Source organism: Klebsiella sp. EMBS2024 (assembly GCF_036233805.1).
Classification (GTDB): Bacteria; Pseudomonadota; Gammaproteobacteria; order Enterobacterales; family Enterobacteriaceae; genus Klebsiella; species Klebsiella pneumoniae.
This window is the reverse complement of the sequence record NZ_JAZARW010000001.1, coordinates 1,851,165-1,870,348: the sequence shown is the minus strand read 5'-3', so window position 1 is coordinate 1,870,348 and position 19,184 is coordinate 1,851,165. Positions and strand designations below refer to the sequence as shown.

At 55.7% G+C, this 19,184-nt stretch carries 19 protein-coding genes; 14 read left to right on the top strand and 5 right to left on the bottom strand.

The window, feature by feature from the left end:
- Nucleotides 1–6: 6 nt before the first annotated feature.
- The 3 genes from VZP09_RS08480 (at nucleotide 7) to VZP09_RS08470 (ending at nucleotide 3,720) form a co-directional block, all read left to right on the top strand.
- Nucleotides 7–1,377 (top strand): MFS transporter, encoded by a 1,371-nt coding sequence (locus tag VZP09_RS08480; RefSeq protein WP_072201062.1) that lies wholly within the window; start codon nucleotides 7–9, stop codon nucleotides 1,375–1,377.
- Nucleotides 1,378–1,390: 13 nt separating this feature from the next.
- The gene (locus tag VZP09_RS08475) at nucleotides 1,391–2,566 is read left to right on the top strand and encodes a glycerate kinase (RefSeq protein ID WP_040025886.1); all 1,176 of its coding nucleotides are present in this window, start codon (nucleotides 1,391–1,393) and stop codon (nucleotides 2,564–2,566) included.
- A complete protein-coding gene (locus VZP09_RS08470) occupies nucleotides 2,563–3,720 on the top strand; it encodes a CdaR family transcriptional regulator (RefSeq protein ID WP_002904834.1) in 1,158 nt (385 codons plus the stop codon). The genes VZP09_RS08475 and VZP09_RS08470 overlap by 4 nt, the downstream gene beginning before the upstream one ends.
- Nucleotides 3,721–3,802: 82 nt before the next feature.
- Here the strand turns inward: VZP09_RS08470 and VZP09_RS08465 are convergent, their stop codons facing one another.
- Together VZP09_RS08465 and VZP09_RS08460 are read right to left on the bottom strand one after the other, a co-directional pair.
- Complete coding sequence (locus VZP09_RS08465) at nucleotides 3,803–4,678, bottom strand: NAD(P)-dependent oxidoreductase (RefSeq protein ID WP_002904832.1); 876 nt, start codon at nucleotides 4,676–4,678, stop codon at nucleotides 3,803–3,805.
- Nucleotides 4,679–4,789: 111 nt separating this feature from the next.
- A complete protein-coding gene (locus VZP09_RS08460) occupies nucleotides 4,790–5,674 on the bottom strand; it encodes a LysR family transcriptional regulator (protein ID WP_040182200.1) in 885 nt (294 codons plus the stop codon).
- Between the two features lie 111 nt (nucleotides 5,675–5,785).
- Between VZP09_RS08460 and VZP09_RS08455 the strand changes: the two genes are divergently transcribed.
- Nucleotides 5,786–6,529: a sulfite exporter TauE/SafE family protein gene (locus VZP09_RS08455; protein WP_002904827.1), complete on the top strand. Its 744-nt coding sequence runs from the start codon at nucleotides 5,786–5,788 to the stop codon at nucleotides 6,527–6,529.
- 5 nt (nucleotides 6,530–6,534) lie between these two features.
- Here the strand turns inward: VZP09_RS08455 and VZP09_RS08450 are convergent, their stop codons facing one another.
- Nucleotides 6,535–7,233, bottom strand: a complete 699-nt coding sequence (locus VZP09_RS08450) for a GntR family transcriptional regulator (protein WP_004891992.1) — start codon at nucleotides 7,231–7,233, stop codon at nucleotides 6,535–6,537.
- Between the two features lie 267 nt (nucleotides 7,234–7,500).
- Between VZP09_RS08450 and VZP09_RS08445 the strand changes: the two genes are divergently transcribed.
- From VZP09_RS08445 to iroE, 7 genes are all read left to right on the top strand, one after another.
- The gene (locus VZP09_RS08445) at nucleotides 7,501–9,033 is read left to right on the top strand and encodes a PTS transporter subunit EIIC (protein WP_048978512.1); all 1,533 of its coding nucleotides are present in this window, start codon (nucleotides 7,501–7,503) and stop codon (nucleotides 9,031–9,033) included.
- Between the two features lie 11 nt (nucleotides 9,034–9,044).
- A complete protein-coding gene (locus VZP09_RS08440) occupies nucleotides 9,045–10,373 on the top strand; it encodes a 6-phospho-alpha-glucosidase (RefSeq protein ID WP_040188221.1) in 1,329 nt (442 codons plus the stop codon).
- 745 nt (nucleotides 10,374–11,118) lie between these two features.
- A complete protein-coding gene (locus VZP09_RS08435) occupies nucleotides 11,119–12,564 on the top strand; it encodes a sugar porter family MFS transporter (protein WP_004143440.1) in 1,446 nt (481 codons plus the stop codon).
- Complete coding sequence (locus VZP09_RS08430) at nucleotides 12,554–12,997, top strand: PTS sugar transporter subunit IIA (RefSeq protein ID WP_002904819.1); 444 nt, start codon at nucleotides 12,554–12,556, stop codon at nucleotides 12,995–12,997. The genes VZP09_RS08435 and VZP09_RS08430 overlap by 11 nt, the downstream gene beginning before the upstream one ends.
- Before the next feature lie 416 nt (nucleotides 12,998–13,413).
- Nucleotides 13,414–13,653 (top strand): hypothetical protein, encoded by a 240-nt coding sequence (locus tag VZP09_RS08425; RefSeq protein WP_064277340.1) that lies wholly within the window; start codon nucleotides 13,414–13,416, stop codon nucleotides 13,651–13,653.
- A gap of 24 nt (nucleotides 13,654–13,677) precedes the next feature.
- Nucleotides 13,678–13,818, top strand: a complete 141-nt coding sequence (locus tag VZP09_RS08420; protein WP_002904814.1) for a hypothetical protein — start codon at nucleotides 13,678–13,680, stop codon at nucleotides 13,816–13,818.
- A gap of 187 nt (nucleotides 13,819–14,005) precedes the next feature.
- Nucleotides 14,006–14,941, top strand: a complete 936-nt coding sequence (gene iroE, locus VZP09_RS08415; RefSeq protein ID WP_064277341.1) for a siderophore esterase IroE — start codon at nucleotides 14,006–14,008, stop codon at nucleotides 14,939–14,941.
- Between the two features lie 33 nt (nucleotides 14,942–14,974).
- Here iroE and VZP09_RS08410 read toward each other — a convergent pair whose 3' ends face one another.
- Complete coding sequence (locus tag VZP09_RS08410) at nucleotides 14,975–16,630, bottom strand: putative bifunctional diguanylate cyclase/phosphodiesterase (protein ID WP_004143447.1); 1,656 nt, start codon at nucleotides 16,628–16,630, stop codon at nucleotides 14,975–14,977.
- 296 nt (nucleotides 16,631–16,926) lie between these two features.
- On the opposite strand from VZP09_RS08410, the gene VZP09_RS08405 reads away from it, so the two are divergent.
- The 3 genes from VZP09_RS08405 to map all read left to right on the top strand — a co-directional run bounded on the left by VZP09_RS08405 (nucleotide 16,927) and on the right by map (nucleotide 18,446).
- The gene (locus VZP09_RS08405) at nucleotides 16,927–17,175 is read left to right on the top strand and encodes a hypothetical protein (RefSeq protein ID WP_002904810.1); all 249 of its coding nucleotides are present in this window, start codon (nucleotides 16,927–16,929) and stop codon (nucleotides 17,173–17,175) included.
- Between the two features lie 289 nt (nucleotides 17,176–17,464).
- Nucleotides 17,465–17,683: a ParD-like family protein gene (locus VZP09_RS08400; protein ID WP_002904808.1), complete on the top strand. Its 219-nt coding sequence runs from the start codon at nucleotides 17,465–17,467 to the stop codon at nucleotides 17,681–17,683.
- On the top strand, nucleotides 17,664–18,446 hold the full coding sequence (gene map, locus VZP09_RS08395; protein WP_004179825.1) for a type I methionyl aminopeptidase: 783 nt from the start codon (nucleotides 17,664–17,666) through the stop codon (nucleotides 18,444–18,446). The genes VZP09_RS08400 and map overlap by 20 nt, the downstream gene beginning before the upstream one ends.
- 227 nt (nucleotides 18,447–18,673) lie before the next feature.
- Here the strand turns inward: map and VZP09_RS08390 are convergent, their stop codons facing one another.
- Nucleotides 18,674–18,961 carry a hypothetical protein gene (locus VZP09_RS08390; RefSeq protein ID WP_064277343.1) on the bottom strand — a complete coding sequence of 96 codons (288 nt, stop codon included), beginning with the start codon at nucleotides 18,959–18,961 and terminating at the stop codon, nucleotides 18,674–18,676.
- Nucleotides 18,962–19,184 lie beyond the last annotated feature (223 nt).

Here is a 19,184-nt window from a genome sequence, read left to right as displayed (position 1 = left end):
CGCATCATGCTGTCGCGACGCCGCGGAGTAAACACGACTATGACAACAATCAATCACACATCTGCCGGCGAACAACGTGGCAAAAAGCGGCTGATACATCGCTTCTCCTGGGTTTCGCTACTGGTTTGCTGGCTAATCTGGGTGCTTAACGCCTACGATCGCGAGATGATCCTGCGCCTTGGCCCGGTCATCTCTAAGGAGTTCTCGCTCTCGCCGGAACAGTGGGGCAATATCGTCGCCCTGATCATGGTAGCCCTTGCGGTGCTGGATATTCCCGGCTCCATCTGGAGCGATCGCTACGGGTCTGGCTGGAAACGAGCGCGCTTTCAGGTACCGCTGGTGCTGGGCTATACCGCGCTGTCTTTTATTTCCGGGATTAAAGCGATCAGCCACGGGCTGACGGCCTTTGTGCTGCTGCGCGTGGGCGTCAACCTTGGGGCCGGCTGGGGCGAACCCGTCGGCGTCAGCAACACCGCGGAGTGGTGGCCGAAAGAGAAGCGCGGTTTTGCGCTGGGGGTGCATCATACCGGCTATCCGATTGGCGCGCTGCTGAGCGGCGTGGTGGCAAGCCTGGTGCTTGCCACGTTTGGCGAAGGCAGCTGGCGCTACTGCTTCCTGCTGGCGCTGCTCGTCGCCATCCCGCTAATGATCTTCTGGGCAAAATATTCTACCGCCGACCGCATCAACACGCTTTATCAGCATATCGACAGCCAGGGGTTGACGCGCCCGGCGACGCAGGAAAGCAGCCATGTCGCCAAAGGCGAAGGGATGAAGACCTTTTTACGCACCCTGCGCAACCGCAATATTTCGCTGACGGCGGGCAATACCCTGCTGACGCAAATCGTCTATATGGGCATTAACGTTGTACTGCCCCCGTATCTTTATCACGTCTCCGGCCTGTCGCTGGCGGCGTCCGCCGGGCTGAGTATTATCTTCACGCTTACCGGTACCCTGGGTCAGGTAATCTGGCCCTGGCTGTCGGATAGCTTTGGCCGTAAACGAACCCTGATCGTCTGCGGTCTGTGGATGAGTATCGGCATTGCGCTGTTCTATTTCGCCACCAATATGCCGCGCCTTATCGCCATTCAGCTATTTTTTGGCCTGGTGGCCAACGCCGTGTGGCCTATCTACTACGCCATGGCGTCGGACTCCGCCGAAGAACGCGCCACCTCTACCGCTAACGGAATCATCACCACGGCGATGTTTATCGGCGGCGGCATTTCGCCATTGCTTATGGGCTGGCTCATTCAGTTTGGCGGCGGCTGGGAAAATCCAGCGGGTTATATCTACGCCTTCTTTACCATGGCGGGATGTGCGCTGCTGGGGATGTTATTACAGCTCATGACCACCGATAAAACGCCGCGCAAAGCGCATTAACGCAGGAGAACGTATGAAGATTGTTATCGCGCTGGATTCGTTTAAAGGTAGCTGCAGCGCGCAGGCCGCTTGCGCAGCGGTAGCCCAGGGATTGCGCCGGGTTGACCAGACGCTGGAGCTGGTCGAAATGCCCGTGTCCGACGGCGGAGAGGGACTGCTGTCGACTCTGGCGGATAGTCCGTTGCTTAAGGGGGCGGTGTGGCAACAGCAGCGCTGTACCTCGCCTTATGGCCTCTCCCTGCAGGCGGATTTCCTGATCCTGCCCGGCGAGCGGGCCATTATCGAGATGGCGCAAAGCTGTGGGCTCGAACTCACGCCGCCAGCGCAGCGGGATGTGCGTCAGGCCAGCAGCTACGGGCTGGGCGAACAGGTAAAGGCGGCGCTGGACGCCGGGTGTCGGCATTTGATTATCGGCCTGGGCGGCAGCGCGACCAACGATGGCGGCATCGGTTTTGCCCAGGCGCTCGGCGCGCGCTTCTGGCGTAAGGACGGCACCCTGCTGCCGGCTCCCGCGGCAGGTCAGGACCTGGCGCATATTCAGCGCATCGATTTGAGCGGTCTGGACCCGCGTCTACAGCAAAGCGAAATACAGGCCTCCTGCGATGTCACTAACCCTCTGCTTGGCGAGCATGGCGCCACCTGGGTGTATGGGGCGCAGAAAGGCGCGGACGAGGCGGCGCTCAGCGAGCTGGAGGCGGGAATGGCGCATTATAGCCAGCTGCTTACGCAAACCCTCGGATTCGACGTCAGCGGACGGCCCGGCGCCGGGGCCGCNGGCGGTATGGGGGCTGCGCTTATCGCCTATACCGGCGCCACGCTGCGTCCGGGCATTGACCTGGTGCTGGAGCTGCTTAACGCCGACGGCCATCTTCGCGATGCCGCGCTGACGATCGTGGGTGAAGGCTGGCTCGATCGGCAGAGCGCCTTTGGTAAGGCTCCGGTGGGCGTGGCAGGCAAAGCCGCACGCCATGGCGTGCCGGTTGTGGCCCTTTGCGGCGGGCGTGATGAGAGCAGCCGGCAATTATATCAACACCATATTGACGCAATGTGGTCTATTTGCCAGCGCCCTATGGCGCTGGCAGAGTCGATGAACACATGCGAACCGCTCCTCGCCGACGCCGCGGAGAATGTTCTACGAACCTTTCTGAGCGGGTGGCGCGGAGAGGCACATAAGCGGATAACTGTATGATTATTACAACAGCGCTGGCTAATGAAATTGTCGCCCGGGCAATGGCGATAATTCATCATAACGTGAATGTGATTGACCATCATGGACAGATCATTGCCTCAGGTGAACGGCATCGTATCGGCGAACAGCATGAAGTCGCCCGGGAGGTAATACGCACCGGGAAACGCATTTGTATTAACAACGCCGCGGAAGCCGCGCGTTTTCACAACGTGCATCCTGGTATTAATCATCCCATTATCTATGACGATCGCGTGGTGATGGTGGTAGGCATCAGCGGCGATCCCGCGGCGATAAGCCGCTATGCTGAACTGGCGGTGCTCACCGCCGAACTGCTGGTCCGCCAGGCCATAGAGATGCGGGAAACCAACTGGCGGCAACGTCTGCGTGACACCTTGTTTTGTCAGTATCTGGAACAAGGGGCTACGCCCGCCGGGCAAGAAGCGCTTCATCGCCTGCTGGAACTTGGTTTCGATTTTGATACACCGCGGGTTCCGATCGTAGTGACCGTGCAGGTCGAACAGCATCAGTTAAGCGACATACTGAGTACGCTGTTGCGGGAATTCTCGCAGCTCTCCGGCGTAAGTGACGTTATTTTGCTGGGCAGCCATGAAATATTGATCCTCAACGCGCTAAGCGAAGCCCAGGAAACCCTGCTGCGGGGCATTGAGTTTGTACTGAGTAATCAGATAAGCCATTACCATATCGGGATTGGCGTGCAGGCGGACAGCGCCCCGGACATTCGCGAGGCCATTCGGTTCGCCCGCTCGGTGATCGAAGTGGGTAGCAAAGTGCAGCCGCAGCGGCAGATCTACTACTTTCGCGAAATGGCAATGCTCTGCCTGTTCAGGGTGCTGGAAGACAGCTATATGGTCAATTTTTTTATCAATAACGTACGCCAGCTGCTTGAGCATGATTCCGGCGAAGTACTGCTGGATACCCTGAGCAGCTTTATTGCCAATAATGCCGAACCGGGCAAAACGTCGCTGCTGTTGGGGATTCATCGTAATACGCTCACCTATCGGCTGCAGCAAATTAAAAAGCATATACAGCTCGATCCGATGGTCTTCACCGACCTGACGCAGCTGGCGGTGTCGGTACACTGTTATCGCCGGCTGAATCCGCGCCAGAGCGAATGGATTGATAGCTTAAGTTAACGTACGGTAGATTCGAATTGATGCCCCATCCGCCAGGATAAGTGGCCAACATGGCCACTTCTTTCCAGGCGTGGGTAGGAAACTACGCTTTTGACGACGGCGACAGCCACTGATATACCGCAGACAAATCCTCTCCGGCATATCCCGCGTCCGCCGCCTGCTGCCACAGTTCGGCGATGTTTTCCAGCCCCGGCATGGTGTGCGGCTCGGCCAGGGAAAGCGCCAGCCGGGCATCTTTCAGGGCATGCGCCAGCTGCATCTGCGGGGTAAACTGCTCGCTGGCGATGGCGTCTAGTTTCACTTTGACATAGGGCGCCGCCAGCGGGCCGCCTTCCAGGGCGCTCCACAGCTGGTCGGGGGTGAAGCCCAGCGTCTTCGCCAGCTGGGCGCTCTCCGCGATGCCCTGCATCATCGAAATCAGCCAGGCATTGAGGACCAGCTTCATTTTCTGGCTGTTGCCCGCCTCGCCAAACCACTGCGTCCCGCGGGAGATAGCCGCAAACACCGGTTCGGCAGCGGCGCCCTTTTCCCTATCGCCGCTGGCGAGCACCAGGATCTGTGCCTTCTCCGCGGGGGCTTTGGTCCCCGACACCGGGGCATCGATATAGGTCATCGCTGGCTGAAGTTCCCGCAACAACGCGATGGCCTGCCGGGTCTCCGGCAGGCCAATGGTGCCCATCTGGCAATAGATCGCCTGCGGCTGACAGGCGGGCGCGATTTGCGCCAGTACCTCGAGGGTGGCCTCGCCGTCGGCGAGCATACTGATGATCACCTCGGCATCGGCCACCGCCTGCTGCGGCGTGGCGTGCAGAGATAACCCATGCGCCTGTAAATCTTCGCCGCGGGCTGGCGAACGGTTCCAGCCGGCAACGGTAAAGCCGTTTTTCAGCAGGTTACTGGCAAAAGCGTGTCCCATGGCGCCGAGTCCCAGCACCGCGACCTTTGGTAATGTACTCATCTTGTCTGTCCTGATTCGCGTCTTAATAAAAGCGGACCTCTACTATCGCATCTCTGGCATGGATGTCAGTAGCAATAACGGGCATGAAAAGTGACACTGTCACTGATGTTCTCAAGGCTGACGAAGCCATTCCAGTAAGCGGCGCATCGCTGGCGACAGGCTGGCGTCATCCTGGTAGCACAGGCACAAACGGCGCTGCGCCCAGCGGTCCTGTAACCCGATGACGGCAAACGAATAGCGCTGCCGGTAACGCTCGGCAATAACGCGCGGCAGGATCGCCCCGCCGGCGCCGTGCGCCACCATCTCGCAAAGCCCTGCAAAATGGCTCATCCTGACCCGAACGTTTAGCGCCTGGCCGAGTTCAGCTGCGTGCTGTTCGATATGCTGCTGTAGCGCACTGGTCTGATAGAGGGCGACCAACGGCTCGTTGAGCACAGCCGCAAACGCCACTTCCTGTTTTTCGGCCAGAGGGTGAGCTGGCGGCACGATCAGCACCAGCGGGTCGTCAGCGACGGGATCGAGGCGCAGCGGCCCGGGGTCGACCGCATCGGACACCACTCCGGCCTGCGCCAAGCCCGCCAGGATACAGCTGACGATATCCGCGCTGGTGCGTTCTTCGGTTTCGATCTGCACCGCCGGGTGCGCTGCCATCCAGGCGGCGAGCTTCCCCGGCAGAAAGGCCGACATCGCCGAGGTGTTGGCGAACAGGCGCAGCGTCCCCCGCTGACCGCAGGCGAAGGCGTGCATCGCCTGGCGCAGACGCTGCTGCTGCGCAAGAAGCGGGCGGGCATGGCGCGCCAGTACCTCCCCGGCCTCTGTCATCGTCACCCCGCGGGCATGACGGTGCAACAGCGGCACGCCGATCTCGGCCTCCATCTTGCGCAGCCTCTCACTGGCGGACGCCAGGGCCAGATGGGCATTCGCCGCTCCGCCGGTGATACTGCCGGTATCCACGATGGCGATAAATAGCCGCAGATCGGCCAGATCCAGTCGCATCAGGCCCTCCTTTCCCTTCGGTTTTTCCGTAGTCTATGGCCAACATACCGCATTGTGGCCCTCACGACCAGCTGTTTCAATGCCCCTTTCTACCCTGAAAAGTGAGCCATAATGTTCGATTTACACACGATCTCTTTCCTGTTGATCTTTATTGCCGCCGGGCTGGTCAAAGGGGTGACCGGCATGGGATTGCCCACCGTGGCGATGGGCCTGCTTGGCCTGCTGATGCCGCCGCAGGCCGCAGCGGCGCTGCTGGTCCTTCCCTCGCTGCTCACCAATCTCTGGCAGTTACTGGCAGGCCCGGCGCTGGCGCAGATTGTACGTCGTCTCTGGCTTATGATGACCGGGATTATTATTGGCACGTTGGCCGGATCCTCACTGCTGATCGGCCTCAATCCTCGGTGGTCGGCGCTGGCGCTTGGCGCCGCATTGATAGTCTATGCCGGGTATGCGCTCTGCAGTCCGGTGTTTCAGGTTTCCGGCCGCGTGGAGAAGTGGCTGTCGCCGCTCATGGGCGGGCTGACCGGCGTTATCACCGGGGCGACCGGGGTATTTGTTATTCCGGCCGTTCCCTGGCTACAGGCGCTGGGCTTTCGTCGCGACGAGCTGGTGCAGGCCCTGGGGTTGTCGTTCACCCTTTCCACCCTGGCGTTGGCGGCCGGCCTCGCCCTGCACGATGGCTGGCATGATGATGCATGGCTATTGTCGGCNCTGGCGCTGTTGCCGGCGCTGCTCGGCATGTGGCTGGGACAGCGGATCCGCTCGCGTCTCAGCCCGCAGCGCTTTCGTCAGGGCTTTCTGTTGTTCCTGCTGGCGCTGGGGATAGAGCTGATCGCCCGGGGATGGCTGGTCTGAATCCTCTAGCGGCGGGTAATGTGCTTCACATTGTACTTACTGGTGTTCTGGTAGATCTCTGAGAAATCGACGATCGCCCGGTTCTGGGCGTAGCTGATCGACTGCACCCGCAGCAGGAGGCTGTTTGGCGCCACCTGCAGCAGCTCCGCCTGCTCACGGGTCGCCAGCACCGGGGTATAGCTGCGGTGGCTCTCGATAATGGTGATATGGCACTCTTTTTTGAAATAGTTGAACTTAGACTGCTCGAGGTTACCCACGCTGAGCCAGGGGAAGGTGGCGAAGGGGATATAGCTGTTTTCCACCAGGATTGGGACCTCATCGATCAGCCGCAGCCGTCTGACGTAATACACTTTCTCCCCCGGCTGGATCTTTAACTGCTGGGCAATGGCTGGCGGGGCATCAAGCAGCGTAAATTCAATAACTTTGTTACGGTAGTTGGTGACGCCCACCACCTGCATCTGGTAGTTAAAGCCCTCCAGTTCCCCGCCATGATAGTTACTTTTACGCACAATGCAGGTTCCGCTGCCGTGCCGCCGCGCGATCAGCTTTTCTTCCTCCAGTAGCGCCAGCGCTTTGCGCAGCGTCATCACCGAGACCTTCAGCTCCGCGGCGAGCGCTTTTTCGCTGGGCAGCATATCGCCGACGGCATAGTCGTCGCTGTTGATGCGGGCCTTCAGTTCAGTGGCAATCTTTTTATAAATCACTTTTAGATGTCTCGATGGAGTGGCGCCAGTCAACGGTAGACATGAATAACTTCATGTAATTAAATGATTATTTTTATCTTTCAGCGAAAAAGTCAACAATGACACATCTATAAATCACGCCATATTTATATATCTGTCCAGCAACAATATATATGACTTTCGTCACAGATGGCCCTTTTCCTGCTCGGGTTCCCGGTGGTCTGCTCCTAGTCTGATAAGCCTATTCATCAGGTGATGACAGCGGTCTGCAAAGACGAGAGGACAACCATGATTGGAGTGAAAAAGCTTCAGGACTTTTCCAAGGCGATGATCGGGCCGGTGCTGTATCTGCCAGCTATCGGCCTGTTGATCGCCCTGTTCAGCATGACGACCAACCGGCTGTGGGTGGATGAAAGCAGCGGGCTCTACCTGGTGGGGAAATTTGTCTCCAGTATGCTCTGGGCGCTGATGAACCATCTTGGGTTTCTGTTCTGCCTTGGGCTGGCCAGCGGTCTGGCGAAAACCCGCAAGGCCGAAGCGGCCTTCGTGGCGGCCATGACCTGGCTGATGTACCTGGCGGCGAATAATAGCTGGCTAACCCTCACCCATCGCCTGGCGACCGGAGCCACCAACGCGCAACTGTACGGCAGCGGACAAACCTTTATCTTCGGTTTTCAGGTTATCGATATGGGCGTATTCCTTGGGATTATCCTTGGCTGCGCTGTCGCCTTTGTCCATAATCGCGTGATTGGGATTGAGTTTCGCGGCGCGCTGTCGATCTACGGCAACAGTAAGCTGGTGCTGATCGTGATGCTGCCGCTGGTTGGCATGTTCGCCATCGCCACCGTCTATCTCTGGCCGGTAGTGGAGCTGGGCATTTCGGCGCTGACCGGCTTTATGAAATCCTTTGGCGCCATCGGGGTCTTCCTGTACGGCTTTCTCAACCGGTTCCTGATCCCCACCGGGCTGCATCATCTGATCTGGTCGCCGTTCGTTTTTACCTCTATCGGCGGTCAGCTGCTGATCGATGGTCAGACCGTCATTGGCGCTAAGCCTATTTTCCTGGCCGAAATCGCCCGCCACCCCGTTGACGCGCTCAGTGATTCCGCCCGTTTCCTCACCTATGGGATGGTGAAGATTTTTGGCACCGCCGGCATGGCGCTCGCCTTCTACCGTACGGCGAAACCGGAGAATAAGCAGCGGTTGAAAGTCACGCTGATCCCCTTGATTGTTACCTCCGTCCTGGTGGGGATCACCGAACCTTTTGAGTTTCTCTTTATCTTCACCGCCCCATTGCTGTGGCTTATCTACTCCCTGCTGGACGGTTTTTTCCAGATGCTGGCCTGGCTGCTTCACGTCAGGGTCTGCGCCACTAACGGTCTCATCGATTTCGTCGTCTATAACCTCCCGGCGGGAGTCAGCGCGACGCGCTGGCCGGTGTTTGTCGCCCTCGGTCTGCTGGAAACCGCGACCATGTACCTGGTCGGCACCTTCTGTATTACCCGTCTGCGGCTGCTCACCCCGGGCCGAGAAACCGCAGCCGAAGATGAGCATTCGCAACAGGCTAATAGCGAGTATCCGGATAAAGGCGCGCTGGTGATTGCCGGGCTGGGAGGGAAAGAGAATGTCTGTGCGGTGGGCAACTGTTTTACCCGTCTGCGGGTTGATGTGCGGGACCCCGCCCTTATCCAGCAGACGCTGTTGAAAGAGAGCGGCGGGAGCAGCGTGCTGATTAAAGGAAACCATGTCCAGGTTATCTATGGCCTGGGAGTTAACAAAATTCGAACGGCGGTCAACGCCAGTCTGGGTGTTATTGAATAACGAGGTGGTAAATGAAAGATAATTTTGTGGTCACCATTGCCGGCGGCGGCAGTACTTATACCCCTGGGATTGTGATGATGTTACTGGAAAATATGTCGCGCTTTCCCCTGCGGGAGATCCGTCTGTATGACAACCATCACCAGCGTCAGAAGACTATCGGCGACGCCTGCGCCATCCTGGTGGCTGAACGCTTCCCACAGGTGAAGTTCAGCTATACCACCGATCCGCAGGCGGCCTTTACCGACGTCGATTTCGTGATGGCGCATATTCGCGTTGGCCTGTATGAGATGCGGGAAAAGGATGAAAAGATCCCGCTGAAATATGGCGTGCCGGGCCAGGAGACCTGTGGTCCGGGTGGGATTGCCTACGGTATGCGCTCGATTGCCGGGGTGCTGGAGCTGGTCGATTATATGCAGCAGTACGCTCCAGGGGCCTGGATGCTCAACTACTCCAACCCGGCGGCTATCGTCGCGGAAGCGACCCGTCGCCTGCGGCCCGACGCGCGCATCATCAACATCTGCGATATGCCGGTGGCTATCGAGGGTCTGTTCGCCGACATCCTCGGCCTGCCGTCGCGCAAAGCGCTGAACGTTCGTTACTATGGCCTGAACCACTTCGGCTGGTGGACCAGCATCACCGATAAAGCCGGTAACGATTTGATGCCGGCGCTGAAGCGTCACGTGGCGGAGCAGGGATACAGCAGCCCAAAAGAAGACTTTCAGCATAAGGCGCCGAGTTGGATCGAGACCTTTAAAAAGGTGAAGGATGTGTTTGCCCTCGATCCGTCGACGCTGCCTAACACCTATCTGAAATACTATCTCTACCCGGACTATGAAGTGGCGCATTCCGACCCGGAGTTTACGCGGGCCAACGAGGTGATGGCCGGACGCGAAAAAGAGGTCTTTGATATGGCCCGGGAGATCACCCGTCGCGGCACGGCGGAAGGCGCGCATTTCCATGCCGGGGCCCATGCCACCTTTATCGTCGACCTCGCCTGCGCTATCGCCTTTAACACCCAGGAGCGGATGCTGTTGATCGTCGAGAACAACGGAGCCATCGCCAACTTCGATGAGACGGCGATGGTGGAAGTCCCCTGCCTGGTGGGCGTTAATGGTCCGGAACCGCTGGCGATGGGGAAAATCCCGTCATTCCAGAAAGGGTTGATGGAGCAGCAGGTGGCGGTTGAGAAACTGGTGGTTGAGGCCTGGATTGAGGGCAGTTACCAGAAACTGTGGCAGGCCATCGCCCTGTCGAAAACGGTGCCTAGCGCTTCGGTGGCGAAAGCCATCCTCGATGAACTGATCGTCGCCAACGAAGGCTACTGGCCCGCACTGCACTGATCTTTTTCGTGATGGGTAAGATGCAGAGAATCCACCTTCTCTGCATTTTTACCCGGTGTTTCCCCCGGTGATGCATTCATCCTTAACCTCCTCCCCCGTGGGCAAAGCGAATCGCTCATTTCCCCCTTCAGACCGGAGGTAAAAGGCCTCTATCTTCATTTTGCCCCGATCGTGACAATGAAATATAAATTCTATTCTTCAATATTATGGCGTAAAAATGTGATCTGCGTAGTATTCTTCGATTTACATTAACCCACTGAAAACAACATCGTTATTACCTCACTGTAAATTTAACCTGCTTTTCATGGGGATATACTCCCTTTAGCCTTTGTGATTGGCTTCATGCATTTACCATTCTGCAACACTGATTTGAAATTAAATTTTCATAATGTGATCTTGTTGCATGTTCATTCCATTTCTTTGTGCCATATTCTTACCACGGTAAATCGCCGGAGCGACAGCAACGTGCCACACCAGAGCGCTGTTCATCGGCAAATGTCGTCGCGACTGACGCACTAAAGACCGCTAACCCGCAAAGGAGAACGGATATCGACTACATCCATGTCAACACCAAGCCGTAAACCTCTTTGACCGCCATTGCTTAGCGTACCCTGCCTTGTGCTGAGCAATTACACAAAGAAGAAAATCATTTAATTCAGTTAGATACGACAACACAGGCGTGATAAATCCTGACTGGGGAGATGTATTTTTATCTTGTGTCGTTCAACAAAATAAAGGGACTACCATGTCATTTATAACAAACCTGAACCAGCAACAGAGAAAACGACTTCATCAGATCACCTTAGTGGCCACCTTCGGCGGCCTGCTTTTCGGTTACGACACCGGCGTTATCAACGGCGCCTTTTCCTCACTGAAGCAGTACATGGCGCTGACCCCAACCACCGAAGGGCTGGTAATGAGCGTTCTGCTGGTCGGCGCCGCGCTGGGCAGCGTGTTTGGCGGCAAATTTGCCGATTACTTCGGCCGGCGTAAATATTTACTCTTTCTCTCCTTTGTTTTTCTCATCGGCGCGTTGCTTTCCGCCGCGGCCCCCGATATCACTACCCTGCTGATTGCCCGCGCCCTGCTGGGCTATGCCGTCGGCGGCGCTTCGGTCACCGCCCCCACTTTTATTTCAGAAGTGGCGCCTACCGAGATGCGCGGCAAGCTGACCGGCCTGAATGAAGTCGCCATCGTCATTGGCCAGCTGGCGGCGTTTGCCATCAACGCGATCATTGGCATCATCTGGGGCCATCTGCCGGACGTCTGGCGCTATATGCTGCTGGTACAAGCGATTCCGGCCATCTGCCTGTTCGTTGGCATGTGGCGCGCGCCGGAAAGCCCGCGCTGGCTGATCAGCAAAAATCGTCATGATGAAGCGCTGCATATCCTCAAACAAATCCGCCCGGCGGAACGTGCGCAGAAGGAGTACGATGACATCTCTACCCTGATCAAAATTGAAGCTGGTAATAAGTACAGCGCCCAGAGCACCTTTGCGACGATTGTCAAAACACCCTGGATCCTCAAAATTTTGCTGGTCGGCATTACCTGGGCCGCACTGCAGCAAACCACCGGCGTTAACGTCATTATGTATTACGGTACGGAAATCCTGAGTGCCGCCGGTTTTTCCGAACGAACCTCGCTGATCTGCAACGTGCTGAACGGTGTTTTCTCCGTGGGCGGTATGCTGATCGGGGTACTGTTCCTTGTCGACCGCTTCAAACGTAAGACAATCATCATCTACGGTTTCGCCATTATGGCAACCCTGCATCTGATTATCGCCGCTGTCGATTACACCCTGGTGGGTGACCTGAAAGCTACCGCCATCTGGCTGCTGGGCGCGCTGTTCGTCGGCGTGATGCAGGGCTCCATGGGCTTTATTACCTGGGTGGTATTAGCCGAACTGTTCCCGCTGAAATTCCGCGGGCTGTCGATGGGGATCTCGGTATTTTTCATGTGGATCATGAACGCGGTGGTCAGCTATCTGTTCCCGCTGCTGCAGGCAAAACTGGGCCTTGGGCCAGTCTTCTTTATCTTCGCCGCCATTAACTATTTAGCCATTCTTTTCGTGGTCTTTGCCCTGCCCGAGACCTCCAATAAATCGCTTGAGCAGTTAGAAGCAGAGCTGTCAGCAAACCATGAAGATAAAAAATCCACTCGTCTCACCAGGGAGGTTGGTTATGATCGATAACATCACGCTGGATAATCTGCATATTGGCTGCAAAGCCAGTAATAAAGCGGAAGTCATCGCCATGATCGGCGCGGAGTTTAAAGCCAAAGGCTATGTCAATCAGGAATGTGTCCACTTTCTGCTGGAGCGTGAACATCAGGTCTCGACCTTTTTAGGCAATGGCATCACCCTGCCGCATTTGCCGAAATCCGCGACGGATATCATCCTTAAAACCGGGATTGAGATCTATCAGTTTCCTGATGGCGTAATCTGGGATCGGAGCAATGTAATGTTTATTGCCATCGGCGTGATCGCGAAAGAGAAAGAGCATATTGACGTACTCAAGGAAATTGCCTCGATATTTAGCGATGAGCTGATCGCTAATGCACTGTCATTAATCTCTGACAAACATGATTTCCTGAAAATTCTGCAGCATAACGCCTTGCCCCATTAAGTATGACACCGACCGGAGCTCTGGCCCCGGTCGGATTTTCACCCCTCGCCCAGCAAACATGGCGAATAATCTGATTCTCCCCGTTATAACCTCAATGGCAATAATAACCAGAGAAACCAACGTATTGCTACTTGCTTGAAGTACGCACATTAGCGCAGGCATCTCATAACTAAAACCCCATTAAAACAATGAGTTAAATATTCTTCAGGGCTACTGACCCTCAGGTTTATTGCTCGCGCTGTTAGCACCGTACGCCAGTGATTCCTACGGTATTCCATTAGTTTTGATTTATATCAATACCTGTTCGATCGTTAAAATGCATTTTACAGCGCGATTATTTTAGCAGGGTGAATACGACATTGGTTTTACGATTGGGATATTTATTTAGCCGACCCGCAAGTCTGTGGGGATGGCTGATGTGTAATGCGTTTAACGGTATTGCGATTGTCCTCTGCTTTCGTGGCATAAGCATCGTCACCGGTTTCAGCGAGGCGATCTGGCAGGCCATCATCACGCTGGCTATTATCATATCGACCTGGTACAGCGCTAACTATTTTGCTGCGCTGGAAGCTCGACGCGATAAACGACGCTATCTGCTGCTGGCCCGGGTGGTCATAACCATTCTGTTGAATTTTATTCACCTTGGCGGTGGTTAACGCCATCTATTAAAGGTTCATACCATGACGCTGGCGATGCTGTTGGTGCTTATCAGCCACCATAAAGGGCTGACGCTCTTGCTGATCGTAATTATTGCGCTGCTGTTTATTGCGCTCACTCCGCTGGTCAAAAAACTGTTGAGTCACCTTCACGATCGTTCCTGAATTTTCTTTTATGACCGCCTACAGGGGGCCTTCTCTTCGTCATCTCCGTTTATCCCGTCACCCGCTCCCCCAGCATACAGTTTGTGGCAACGCCAGAAAAAGAAATGAGAACCATTATCATAAAAGCTGTGCTAACGTGTCAGCCCAACAATAACGCCAGAAGCAACAAAACAGGGGGACAGACGAGGTGAAGTTGAGTTCAGGGAGCATCACAACAGGTCGTACGAGCGGGCTGCTGACGCTGGCGATTGGCGCACTCTTCTACAGCAGCGGCAGTATTGCCCGGCCGGTTCTTCAGCCGCTGGGGCCGAACATTGCGGATAAAGGGTCGGCTTTTTACCACTTTACGCAACGCCAGTATGACTCTGCCGATGGCGAACGTCACTACCGGGTATGGACCGCAGTGCCGGACAAAACCCCGCCCGCCGCCGGCTATCCGGTACTGTATATGTTGGATGGCAACGCGGTGATGGATAAACTCGACGACGCGTTTCTGCAGCAGCTCTTCGCCGGCTCCCCGCCGGTGATCGTCGCTATCGGCTACCAGACCGCGCTGCCCTTTGATACCGCAGCCCGCGCCTGGGATTACACCCCACCGCTAAAGACGCATGAGCCTCGCGCCGGGAAACCCGCGCTACCGCCGCGTAAAACCGGGGGCAATGATGTTTTTCGCCAACTGCTGACCGAAACGATGGTTCCCCAGACGGAAGCTAACCTGAAAATAGATCCCCACCAGCGCGCTATCTGGGGCCACTCCTACGGCGGATTGTTTGTGCTCGACGCGTGGAGGAAGGCTTCGCCGTTTGGGATCTACTATTCCGCCAGCCCGTCGCTAGGTCAGGCCCTGCAATCGCCTTTGCAGGCAAGCCAAAGTCTTGATGCCGTCCGCTTTCGCGGGAAATCGCTGTACCTACTCGAGGGTGACGGTAAAGCCCGTGGAGAACCGTCCGGGCACGAGGCCTCGCTTGAGGTGTTGCGTCAAACCCAACAGCAGCTTGCCAGTAAAGGGTTGACCGTAGCCTTCTGGCGCTACCCCGGCCTGACGCACGGTCAGATGTTCGAGGTCTCGCTGCGCTCGGCGCTGCTGCATCTTTCCGGGCAGGCAGCGCTTGCGCATCAATAACGCCCTTACGCCCACCAGCGGAGGGTGGGCGCATCAGCGCCGGTCGGGCAGGTGTTTGATATCGACCGGCTCGCCGAACAGAAATCCCTGCATCTCGTCACATCCCTCCTCTTCGAGGATCTGCAGTTGTCCAGCCGTTTCCACCCCCTCGGCGATAAGCGGCGTATTGATCGAATTGCCCAGCGAAATAATGGCTCGCACGAATGAGCGTACCTGAGGGTTGCTCTCCACATCTGTCATAAAGCTGCGGTCGAGTTTGATGACGTCGAAATGAAAATCGCGCAGCATGCTCAGGGAGGAGTAACCGGTGCCAAAGTCATCCAGCGCAATACTGATCCCCATTTTTTGCAGATGATGCAGAACGCTGAACGCCAGCTGTTTATTGATCACAAACGCCGTTTCGGTGACCTCAAACTCCAGCAGACTGACCGGGTAGGCGGTACGCATCAGGATCTCGCGAACTTTTTCGATAAAGCTACGATGACGCAACTGCACCGGAGAGATATTGACCGAAACTTTTCTGTTCAAACCATTTTCCAGCGATTCGTTACACACCTGCTCGAGCACCCAGTAACCTAAGGGCACGATGGCGCCGCTCTCTTCGGCGATGGGAATAAACACGTCCGGCGGGATCGTCCCCAGCTGCGGATGCTGCCAGCGCAGCAGCGCCTCGTAACCGGTGATGCTACGATCTTTGATGTTGCGGATAGCCTGATAGTGGAGCGAAAACTCCCCGGCGTGAATACCGCGCCGGATATCGGCGGCCATCATATTGCGCTGCCGCGTCTTGTCATCCATTTCACGTTCATACCAGCAAATCTTATGGTCGAGGCTGCTTTTTGCCCGATACATAGCCAGATCGGAATTGCTCAGTATCGTATTAATATCCGTGCCGTCCTCCGGGTAGACTGAGATGCCAATGCTGGCGGAGAGAACCACTTCCGTCGCGGCAAACGTCTGCTTACCGCTGAAGCAGTGCCACAGGCGCGCAGCAAAGGCATCCACTTCACCCTCATCGGAAAAAGGTTTAACGGCCACAAACTCATCGCCGCCGAAGCGGGCGACCATCTCCTCCTTCTGCAGCGTTTTGAGCACGGCGCCCGCAACGCGCTGCAGCAGCTGGTCACCAATCAGATGGCCCTGCAGATCGTTAATCTCTTTAAATTTGTCTAAATCGATCGTGAAAATGGCAAAGCGGCGGGCATCATTTCCAGTGATCAGCTTCTCCACCCGTTCAAAAAACTCCACCCGATTGGGTAAACCGGTTAACGCATCGTAGCGCGCCATCCAGGCGATGCGGTCGTTAATCGCCTTCTGTTCACTAATGTCGCGGGTAATTTTGGCAAAACCCAGCAGGGTGTTCTGCTCATCGCGGATGGTATCGATCATGACATGCGCCCAGAATCGGGACCCGTCTTTGCGATACCGCCAGCCTTCCCCTTCAAACTGCCCGCTACGCAGGGCGATTTCCAGGTTTTTTGCGGGTACACCGGAGAGTTGCTCAGCTTCGCTATAGAAGAGACCGAAGTAGCGACCGATGATCTCGTCGCTCAGGTACCCTTTTGCCCGGCGGGCGCCCTCATTCCAGCTAATGACCGTGCCGTCGGCGCTCAGCATATAGATGGCATAATCTTTAACGCTTTCAATAAAGTGGCGATAGGCAATATCCGTCAGGTGATCGTTACTCATGGTACAGCGCTCTCTGTGGCTTGATCGTGGCAAAACGCATTAGATATAGCAGAATTACGCCTATTAAGAATACAAGGAGATAGCCTTTTGTTGGCCTCTTTCTGACCCGGACACCGCAGAAGGCGCGGCGGACGCTCTCGTTAAGCGTAGTGGACCAGGCCGTCCGAAGGAGTGATATTCCCCGCGATTTTTGCACTTAGGTCGCCCACTAATAGTTACTTTTATTGATTAAAAAGTTTGATTGAAAGAATAAATAAAAGGAGTAATGTTAATAATACTTTCTATGGAGGTTAAATATGTTGCGTGATTATTTAAAAGTGGAAAAAGAAGACCAGCTTGTTGAACAACAGAGTCGGCATGACAATAGCCAGCATTATTCTTCGGTGACCGAATGGGTTATTTTAAGTAAAGATGGCCAGCGCAAAGGCCGGGTATCCCTGTTCGACCGCTTCACCACCCGCCGCTCCTGGAGCGACAGTTTCCGCATTACGCAGTTCGATAATGCGGGTAAAGTGGTGGTGGATAAACTCACTGACGCGCTGTAAATCCTTCGGATTCCCGGCCTGACGGGAGAATATTAATACGCAAAATTAACACCTGCATAAAATATATTGATGCGTCGCCATCATGTTATTTTCTTTCTGCATACCGATAATCTAATGGGTAATTTTCGCCATGGTGCACAGCGCGAATTTTTAACCCGAAAAAATGCTGAATATAAGCCCGCTGGTCGGGCTTTTTTGCATGGTGCTCGCCATCCACGCCACAAAATGCCAAGGACATCCCGCGCTGGATTGTATACGATGTATATACGAATCATTACGGTATATATCTATGGGAATCGTCAAAATCTCCGATCTGCTGCACGATGATATTCGTGATGCCAGCAAAGCCATGTCCCGCTCCGTCAATGCCCAGGCGGAATACTGGATCCGTCTGGGCATGATGAGCGAACTCTACCCTGAGCTTAACCACCAGCAGATCAAACTGCTGATGCTGAAATCCGGCTCTGACCGTCTGCTGGAGGTGATCAATGCCATCAATAATCATTAAAACCGCCGACGAACTCGCCCGGCAGCGCCATGCCGGCCAGCTGCTGGCGTCAGTGTTTGATATGCTGGATACTTTTATCGTTCCCGGCGTAACGACGATGGCGATTAACGATCGAGTGGAAGATTTTATCGTCAACCAGCTGCACGCCCGCCCGGCCAGCAAGGGGCAATACGATTTTCCCTATGTGTTGAACACTTCCATTAACGATGTGGTGTGCCACGGGATCCCCAAAGCGACCGAACATCTGCGCTCCGGGATGATTGTTAACGTCGATATCACCCTCGAGAAAGCGGGCATGATTGCCGACTCCAGTAAGATGTACCTGATAGGCGATGTCTCCCCGCTGGCCCGCCGGCTGGTAAAGACTACCTATGAAGCGATGTGGAAAGGCATTGAGGTGGTGAAGCCTGGCGCGACGCTGGGCGATATTGGCCACGCTATTCAGCGCTGGGTGGAGGAACATGGCTATAGCGTGGTCAGAGAATATTGCGGTCACGGCGTCGGTCAGGAAATGCATGAGGAACCGCAGGTGCTGCATTACGGCCGCCCCGGAGAAGGCGCCGTGCTGCAGGAAGGCATGGTGTTCACCATTGAGCCGATGGTCAACCAGGGCGACAGCCGTATCAAAACCAAAAAAGATGGCTGGACGGTGGTTACCCGCGATAAAAAACTCTCCGCGCAATGGGAGCACACCGTGGCCGTCACCGCCAACGGTTTTGAGGTGCTGACGTTACGCGACGATGAACAGTCGCGGATCCGCTGAGTTGCTTCCCTTTCTCTATGACGGTGGGCCGCTTTCCGATCCCGGAGCTCGCTTGGGCGCCAGACGACACCTGATTCTGCCGCCGGGCGGCGGCAATAATTGTTTTCATGAATGATTTTCTGCGCGCGCGTCTGCCCGCTGGTTATGGCTGATGCGCGCATAAACCGCACAACGGTTTATCCTTTACCTCCTTGCATCAGCTTACTCTTCATTGCCTTTATCCCGCCTTAGCGATAGCGAATAATGACATCCGCTTCACTATGCTGCGCATTTCGCCAGTGAATACTGACCTCACCGCGATTGTCCGGCATGGCGTAGCGAGGACGGTTGTTTGTCAAGGCGACCTGTTCCGGTGAATGGTGCTGGCACGAGACATCGATACGATCGTGCCGGGGGACGATAACACAGGCCGGATTGATGACCCGTCCTGAAAAATGAACCTCGCCGGAAAGCGCAGCAGACGACGCCAGCGGCGCCAGGCACAGACATAGCAGAGCGAGACGGAATGGAGACATAGCAATCTTCCTTGATAACGGGTGACACTGCGCGGCACAGCATCGTTTCTGTGCCCTACAACCTGCGGCTTCCTGCCGTCACTCCACGCTACTGCAAAATAGCGGCAGCGTAAATGATTATTCCGGGTCCCCCGGTCAACTGCCGGGAATAACAGCAACTTTTTCGTAAAATTTGCTCAGAACAGTTATCTCCCGNAAATAATGCATTATACGTATGGGACTC